The 8,059-nt window shown below is 63.9% G+C and carries 6 protein-coding genes; all 6 read left to right on the top strand.

All coding sequences use genetic code 11. The features are described 5' to 3' along the window. The coding region (locus ASD58_RS31680; protein ID WP_162253033.1) for a putative Ig domain-containing protein at window positions 1-2,662 on the top strand (2,662 nt) is incomplete at its 5' end. Between the two features lie 53 nt (window positions 2,663-2,715). Continuing rightward, on the top strand, window positions 2,716-3,948 hold the full coding sequence (locus tag ASD58_RS17820; protein WP_057262571.1) for a type II secretion system F family protein: 1,233 nt from the start codon (window positions 2,716-2,718) through the stop codon (window positions 3,946-3,948). Then, the gene (locus ASD58_RS17815; protein WP_057262570.1) at window positions 3,945-5,624 is read left to right on the top strand and encodes a GspE/PulE family protein; all 1,680 of its coding nucleotides are present in this window, start codon (window positions 3,945-3,947) and stop codon (window positions 5,622-5,624) included. Before ASD58_RS17820 ends, ASD58_RS17815 begins: the two co-directional genes overlap by 4 nt. Next, on the top strand, window positions 5,611-6,939 hold the full coding sequence (locus tag ASD58_RS17810; RefSeq protein ID WP_156401345.1) for a hypothetical protein: 1,329 nt from the start codon (window positions 5,611-5,613) through the stop codon (window positions 6,937-6,939). The genes ASD58_RS17815 and ASD58_RS17810 overlap by 14 nt, the downstream gene beginning before the upstream one ends. A gap of 2 nt (window positions 6,940-6,941) precedes the next feature. Further along, a complete protein-coding gene (locus ASD58_RS17805; protein WP_156401344.1) occupies window positions 6,942-7,523 on the top strand; it encodes a hypothetical protein in 582 nt (193 codons plus the stop codon). Beyond that, window positions 7,520-8,050, top strand: a complete 531-nt coding sequence (locus ASD58_RS17800) for a hypothetical protein (RefSeq protein WP_057262567.1) — start codon at window positions 7,520-7,522, stop codon at window positions 8,048-8,050. Before ASD58_RS17805 ends, ASD58_RS17800 begins: the two co-directional genes overlap by 4 nt. Window positions 8,051-8,059 lie beyond the last annotated feature (9 nt).

Below are 8,059 nucleotides of genomic sequence, written 5' to 3'. Positions count from 1 at the left end.
CTTCGATGTTGCGACCACGGGCGTGTACAGCACCGATTTCGATCCGCCATCGGCCAACGATCGTGCGCCGGAGCTGCAGTTCATTGCCGACCACACGGTGGAAGAGGGCAAGCAGGTTTCCTTCATCGTCGAGGGCAGCAGTGCCGCCGGCAAGCCGGTTGCTCTGAGTGCCGCACCGCTGCCTGCAGGCGCGCGCTTCACCCAGCAGCCCACCGATCCGCAGTCGCCGGGCCTGGTGCGTGGGGTGTTCGACTGGACCCCTGCCACCGGCAGCAAAGGTGACTACGTGATCACCTACACCGCCAATGATGGCACCCGCACCGCGCAGCGCTCCGCGGCGATCACCGTTACCGCAGCTCCTCTCTCTGCAGGGCCAGCGCTGCCGACGATCGTCAGTCCGCTGCCAGGCGCCCAGGTAGGCATGGCAAAACCAACACTGTCTGTATTGCCTGGCACGAAGCAGGACGATCCAACAACCAAGCTGCAGTTTGAGCTGTATGCGGATGCTGGCCATACGCAGCTGCTTGCCATTGCATTGCTGGACAAGGCGACGTTTGCTCAGGTGAATCCAAGCGCCCCGGGAACTCCAGTGCTGACCAGCTGGACAGTGCCGCTGAATCTGGATGTTGGGGGCAAGTATTGGTGGCGAGTGCGCAGTTCTGACGGCACGTTGTACAGCCCTTGGGTGTACGGTCGCTTTGAAAACCCGGTCACCAATGATGGGCTGATGCCATTCAACCTGGTGAGCCCTGCTGCGGATACCGAGGTATCCAGTACCTTGCCAAGTTTTACCTGGTACAGAACCGGGTCCAAATTGTCTGGTCTGCTGGGGCCGACAGACTACAAGATCGAAATTTATAGCGGCCCGGCCCTGGTGTATTTGCTGCGGACTATTAACGTCGCGGCCGACGCCTCGGGGCATGAGCCGGCGGACGTCACTGTCGGCAGTAGCCTCCTGACCGATGCTCTCGCCAATAACACGACGTATTACTGGCGCGTTGTAGCATCGGCCAATGGCATGCGTCGCGTATCGCCTGCGCGGGCGTTTACCGTGCGGACCAATAATAGGCCGCCAAGTAATCCCGTGATTGCATCTCCACTGGCCAACAATGTCGTCGGTACGAACAGCGCGACTTTATCGGTAAGCAATGTAGTTGACCCTGAGGGGGCGCCACTGACCTACCTGTTCGAGATCGACAGTACCAAGAGCTTTGACTCGGCGGACAAGCGTATCTCTGACAAGGTTGCTGCCGGCAACGGCAACACTGAATGGGCGGTCGGCAACCTGAAGGAAAACACCAGGTACTGGTGGCGGGTAAAGGCAAATGATGGCAAGGCCGAGTCCGAGTGGGTTGGCGCGGACTTCTTCGTCGACTCTGCAAACGACGCGCCTTCCGTTCCAGTATTGAAGAATCCTGGCAATGGCGCCTGGGTTCCGCTATTGCAGCCGACACTGGAGGTATTCCCTTCACAGGATCCTGAAGGCACTGCGCTGCGCTACGAGTTTGAGCTGTACAAAGATGCTGCAATGACTCAGCGTGTCGGCAGCGGTTTTTCCAGCAGCACCGGGCTGATTGCGCCGACAGTTTTGCCAGACAAGTCGACTTACTGGTGGCGTGCGCGTGCAATCGACCTGGAGGGCATGCCCAGCGCGTGGAGCGCTCTCTCACAATTCACGATTCAGTCTGGCGCATTGCAACTCGCTGCGCCAGCCTTGGTGGCGCCGGTACGGCGCGGAACGGTATCGAGGGAACTGATCTGGGATGGACTCGATCCGGAACGGGAGCAGCTGGTTTCACTGTACTACGGTACCACCCGCGGCGACTTCGTTGGCACGCCAATTTTCGAAGGGCGGCGCCAATCGCGTGGAACGACCGGTGGGCGCCATGTATGGTCGCCAGACCCGTCCGGTGCAGCTGTGCCACCAGGTGTCTACTACATCTTTATGATGGTGCAGGATGGATCAAGCGTCGCCAAGGCTTATGCACCCGGCAGTGTGGTGGTATCGGCGCCAAACCCCAGCGCAATCACAGCAGGGACCACGGCGGGCCTGTACGAAGGTTCGGCGTCCAACTTCAGCTTTACCCAGACGATCGCGGAGGGCAAAGATGTTTCATACGTCGCAGCGGGGCCGGCCTACCTGGGCGGATATGATTTGGCGACAGTCGCCAAATCAAGCAGTACGACTGTCGCAATGATTCATCCTTTCCAGTGCCACACCAAACAGACCTTGTCGAACAATATATTCAATGTCTATTCGGAAGACCCTGCGTTGGCCGGGCTGATCGTCAACGCGAAGAACGGCGGCTTTGTCTTCACCGCATCGAATACCGGTGATGAAACCTTGCGCATGTGTGAGATCAAGGTGATAGCGGAACGCCCGATCGATGCCAGCCAATCCGAGTTCACAGTCACTGGTCGCCTGAGCAATCTGGGCTTGACCCTGAAGGGCGCAGTGGCAACCCCTATTGCGGTGCCGGGGGCGGTGGCGCAGAGCTCAGGCGTAGCTTCAGCCACCGGCACCCTGACTTTTGGCGCCATCAACGGCGGCGATACCGGCTCGACCCAGGCTACGGTAAAAGTCCGGGCCAAGCCGGGCAACCTGGGCATTACCGCAATTTTGCTGAAAGGCTTGAAGTGGAGCGTACAAGTGACTCGCTGAGTTAGCCGCAGATAGCGTATAATCTTTGCTATTTTGTAATTATATTTGGCAAGATGCAAGCAAGCAGTCGTCCTGGTGCCGGCGGTGTGCGTAGCTCCCGCCTGCTCCTGACGGTACAGGGCGTGGATGGGCGGCGGCAATCGCTGGAGTTCACCGATATTTCGGAAGCAGAGGCCGTGCGCCGCGCAGCGGGACGAGGCTTGCGTGTGCTGTCGATCGAAACGCCGCTGGCGGAGGTTGCCGCCAGCAATTCTTCACGCGCGCCATTCCCCCTGGTACGTTTCAGTCAGGAGTTGCTGGCCTTGCTGGAGGCCGGCATGAACCTGGCCGAGGCAGTGACCACCCTGCACGCTAAGGAGCGCCACGAAGCTCACCGCGCTGTACTGGGCCAGTTGCTCGAAGCGCTACGCGAAGGGCGCAACCTGTCCGACGTCCTGTCGGGCATGCCGCAACATTTTTCCGAAGTCTATGTGGCGACTGTGCGCGCCTCCGAACGCACCGGCGACCTGCCGCAGGCGCTGACGCGTTATGTCGCCTACCAGGTGCAGTTCGAGACGCTGCGCAAGAAGCTGGTATCGGCGGCGATTTATCCCGCCATGCTGCTATGCGTGGGCGGTTTTGTCACCTTGTTCCTGCTTGGCTACGTGGTGCCGCGCTTTTCCGTGGTGTACGAGTCCAGCGGGCGCGAGATCCCCTGGATGTCGGCCATGCTGCTGGCGTTCGGCAAGACGCTCTACCAGCATTGGCAGGCCGGCCTCGCCATATTGGTGACAGTGATTGGCGTTACGGGCTGGACGTTGGCGCGGCCGCAGGGCCGTGCATGGCTGTTGGAGCAAGTGCTGCGCCTGCCATGGCTGGCGGCGCGCGCCAATGAATTCCGTCTGGCCCGTTTCTACCGCGCGCTTAGTCTGCTGCTGGCGGCAGGCATTCCGCTGGCCCGTGCGATGGGCATGGTGCAGGGCTTGCTGGGCCAGCAGCAGCAGTCGGCCCTGGCGGGCTGCCGCCTGGCGGTCGAACAGGGCCAAAGTCTGTCGGCGTCGCTGGTGGCGGCCGGGCTGGCGAGCGAAGTGGCCGAGTCGCTGGTCAAGGTGGGCGAGCGCTCCGGCCAGATGGGCGACATGCTGGAACGTGCGGCGCGCTTTGCTGACGATGAATTTTCGCGCTGGGTCGAGTGGGCCTCGCGCCTGCTGGAGCCGGTATTGATGATGGTGATCGGGCTGGTGATCGGCTCGGTGGTGGTGTTGATGTATATGCCTATTTTTGACCTGGCGGGGAGTTTGCAGTGACGCGTGAAGCCCCGGCCTTGCAGTTGACCGCTGCACATTTCGAACAGGCGCGCGCCTTGTGCGCGGCGCAGGATATGTCCTTGCCCGCCGCGCTGGCCGAGGTTTCCGGCTGGTCGCCGCCAGTCGTGCTGGCGGCACTGGCGCAGCAATTTGGCTATCGTGCGGTTTTCATGGCGGAGTTGCAGGCCATGGAGCCCGATTTCGAGCTGGTGCCTTATACCGAATGCTTGCAGCGCGGCCTGGCTGTCGCCAGCGATGTGGGGGGCCAGCGCTGGCTGTTGCTGTCCGACCCGTTCGATGGCGCGGCCGAGGCATGGGCGCTGCGCCGCTGTGGCCAGCCGGGACCGTCGCCAGCCCTGGTGCTGCCGGAAGAGCTGCAAGCTTTCTTCATCCGCCAGGAGCAGCAGTTGCGCGCCATGGACGGCTTCGAGACCGAGCATGCCGGCGAGGACGATGAAGAGGTGGCGGCCGTGATTACCCTGGCCAGCATCAATAGCGAATCGAGCGCGGTGGTCAAGCTAGTCAACTCCACCTTGTACGACGCGCTGAAGCTGCAAGCCAGCGATATCCACCTGGAGTGCGATGCGGGCTGCTTGCATGTGCTGTACCGTATCGACGGCGTGCTGGTGCCGATTACCCAGGTGCAGGGCCAGGATATGGCGGAGCAGATTGTGTCCCGCATCAAGGTTATGGCCGACCTGGATATCGCCGAGCGCCGCATCCCGCAGGACGGCCGTTTCAAGGTGCGCGTCAATGCGCGCGAAATCGACTTCCGCGTTTCCATCATGCCGAACATCTTTGGCGAAGATGCGGTGCTGCGCCTGCTGGACCGCCAATCGCTGACCGAGGAAGCGCGCGCGCTGCGGCTGGAGCACCTGGGCCTGGCCCAGCCGGCCATTGCCGCCATCCGCCGCCTGGCAGCCAAGCCGCATGGCATGCTGCTAGTGACCGGGCCGACCGGTTCGGGCAAGACCACCACGCTGTATGCGGCCATTACCGAAATCCACACGGGACGCGACAAGATCGTCACCATCGAAGACCCGGTGGAATACCGCCTGCCGCGCGTGCTGCAGATTCCCGTCAATGAAAAGAAGGGCCTGTCGTTTGCCCGCGGGCTGCGCTCGATCCTGCGCCACGACCCCGACAAGATCATGGTGGGTGAGATCCGCGACGATGAAACAGCGCAGATTGCCGTGCAGGCCGCGCTGACTGGTCACCTGGTGTTTACCACGGTGCACGCCAACAACGTGTTCGATGTCTTGGGACGCTTCCTGCACATGGGCGTGGACGGCTACAGTTTTGCGGCCGCCTTGAACGGCATCGTGGCACAGCGCCTGCTGCGCATCAATTGCCCGCACTGCGCAGCCGACGTCGATCCGGATGCAGCGCAGTTGGCAGAAGCCGGCCTGACCGTGCAGGATGTGCAGGACTGGCGCTTCCGCGCCGGCTGCGGTTGCGGCCAGTGCCGCGGTGCCGGCTACAAGGGGCGCAAGGCGGTGGCGGAGGTGATGTTGATCGACGATACGCTGCGCGAAATGATCGTGGCGCAGGCGCCGATTTCGGCACTGAAGGAGCAGGCCGCGAAGAGCGGGCTGATTTCGCTGCGCTCGGCGGCGCTGCAGGCGGTGCAGGACGGCGAAACCACGCTGGAGGAGGTGGGCCGTGTTACAGGCTAAACCAAACACCCTGGTGCTGGCGGTCGGCGCGCAAGGTATCGACGCGGGGGTGACCGCCGCTCATGGCTGGCTGGCTGACAGCGTGCGCCATTTGCGGTTTTCCGCTGCGGACGGCCTTGCGGCAAGTCATGCCGCACTTCTGGCGCAAGCGCTGGGGTCCTTTGCAATCGGCACGCTGCCGTCCGCTATCCATGTTGTTTTGCCGGATAGCTGGCTGGGCACCACTATCATGCCGTGGAGCTCCGCGATGACGGCACCGGCGCAGGCCGCGCAAATGGCGCGCCAAAGCTTGGCGCAGGCCGGGGTTGAGCTCTCGGTTTCCGACACCGTGGTGCTGGATGACGCGCCGTTCGGCGCGCCGCGCCTGGTGCTGTGCTATCCGGCCGAATTGATGGAAGCGTTGCGCCAGTTCGCAGTACGCATTGGCGCACCCCTGCGCTCCGTGCAGGCACGCTCGATTGCGGCCTGGTCGCAACTGCCGCGCCGGCGCGGTAGCGGCCTGGCTGCGCTGGCCGTGCTAGATGGTGCGGCCATGACGCTGGCGTATGGCAGCTGCAATATTCTGGAGGTGACGACACGCACGTCCGGCGTTGCCGGTACTGCGCAGGAACTGGCAGCTTTATGGCGCCGGCAGTCCTTGCGCGATCCGCAACTGGCAACGCTGGAGCAGGCAAGCCTGTTCGACCTCGGCGGCGCGATCACGCCAAGCGCCCTATTTGAAGCCGCGGTCCTGCCTGAGATGGAGGGCGTGCCGCCGGCACTGGTGCTGGCCGGATATGCAAGACCAGCGGGCAGCCTCGACGCCGTTGCTGCGCAGGCCGGGAACGCACGCCTGGCGTGGTTGCTTGCCACGGCCTGCCTGGTGCTGGCCGGCGCATGGGGGGCGCAGGCGTGGCAAGCGGGGCAGGCCGCGCAGCAGGTACAGGCAAGGCAGCAATTGGCGGCACGTTCCGCGCAACGCAGCGCACCGGCGCCAGTTGCCTGGAATCGTGAGGAACAGGCACGGATCCCGGCAGTCAATGCCGCCATCCGCCAACTGAACCAGCCGGTCGGCCCTGTGCTGCGCGCCCTGGTGCCGCCGCAAGAACTGCAGGTGGCGGTGCTGGGTGTGGATGTCGGCGGTGGGCAGGCCGCAGGCGCCGGTCGCCTGCGCATCCAGGCCGAAGCACGCACTGGCGCCGACATGGCGCGCTATGCCGCCTTTGTCGCGCAAGGCCGGCATTTCAAGGATGCCTATTTGAGCGAGCACCAGGTAGCACCGGAGGCTCCCGGACAACCATACCGCTTCACCGTGGAGGCCGTATGGCGGGAATGAATATGCAATACCAACTTGGACAGGCTGGGGCGCGCATGGCATGGGAGTGCCGGCGCCTTGCCGCGCGCGGACTGGCGCTTGCCGGCTGGGCCGGCGTGGCAGCCGCAGTATGCGCCGTGCTGGCCGCCGGTGCCTGGCATAGCCGGCAGCAAGCCGCAGTGCAACTGGCGCAGCTGCAGGCGCGGCAGCAGGACAAACCGCCGGTGCCGCTGGTGCAGGTACCGGTGGACGATGCGCGCAGCCGCCTGCATGCCTTCGACAGCGCGTTGAAACCGGTGCAGGAGGCGCCGCAAGTCGTGGAAGACCTGCTGGCGCTGGCCGCGGCGGAAGGTCTGGTGCTGCAGCGCGGCCAGTATCGCCTGCAGGACGACAGCGCCGGCAGCTTTACGCGCTACCGACTGAGCCTTCCGGTGGTCGGCACGGCGCCGGCGGTGAACAATTTTGTGGCGGCCGCCCTGCGCCGCCACCGCATGCTGGCACTGGAGGCCCTGCAATACAAACGCCAGCAGTCGGACTCCCTGCAACTGGAAACGCGCATGGAGTGGGTGCTGCTGGTACAGGCGCCTGCGGGAGGCGTGCGATGAAGGTGACGCGCAAACAATTGCTGCTGGGCGGCGCTCTTGCGGCGACCTTGCTGGCCGCGTGGTTCGCGCCGTCGGACCAGGCACCCGCCGATGCGGTATCGACACCGGCACCCAGGTCGGCGCGCAGCGAGCGCCCTGTGGCGTCGCCCCAGAGCCCGGAGCTGGATGTGCTGGCGCTGCGCTCGCGCGACGGTGAAGATGCGGAGCAGGAAGAGCGCGCGCTGTTTGCACCACCGTCATGGAGCGCCCTGCCGGTCGCCGTGCAGCCTGGACCGCCTGCACCAAAGGCTGCCGAAGCACCGCCGCCGCCGTCCTTGCCGCCGCTGCCGTTCAAGGTCTTTGGCCGCCACCAGGAGGGAAAGGTGGCGACCGTTTTCCTGTTCTACCAGGAGCAGAGCCTGGCCGTGAAGGTGGGCGAGACGGTGGCCGAGCACTACAAGGTGGAAAGCATCGGCCCCACTACCATGCAACTGCGCTACCTGCCGCTGAACCAATTGCAATCGCTGGACCTTGGCGGTTCGCTGTAATCGATGAGT

It is taken from the genome of Duganella sp. Root1480D1, assembly GCF_001427305.1.
Taxonomy (GTDB): Bacteria; Pseudomonadota; Gammaproteobacteria; order Burkholderiales; family Burkholderiaceae_D; genus Rugamonas.
Note: the sequence above shows the minus strand (reverse complement) of the source record. Positions and strands in the feature narration are given on the sequence as shown.

Excerpts from the sequence above, each read along its gene's own strand:
- ASD58_RS17820 (WP_057262571.1), top strand. The coding sequence starts at position 2,716 with ATGCAAGCAAGCAGTCGTCCTGGTGCCGGCGGTGTGCGTAGCTCCCGC.
- ASD58_RS17805 (WP_156401344.1), top strand. The coding sequence starts at position 6,942 with ATGCAATACCAACTTGGACAGGCTGGGGCGCGCATGGCATGGGAGTGC.
- ASD58_RS17800 (WP_057262567.1), top strand. The coding sequence starts at position 7,520 with ATGAAGGTGACGCGCAAACAATTGCTGCTGGGCGGCGCTCTTGCGGCG.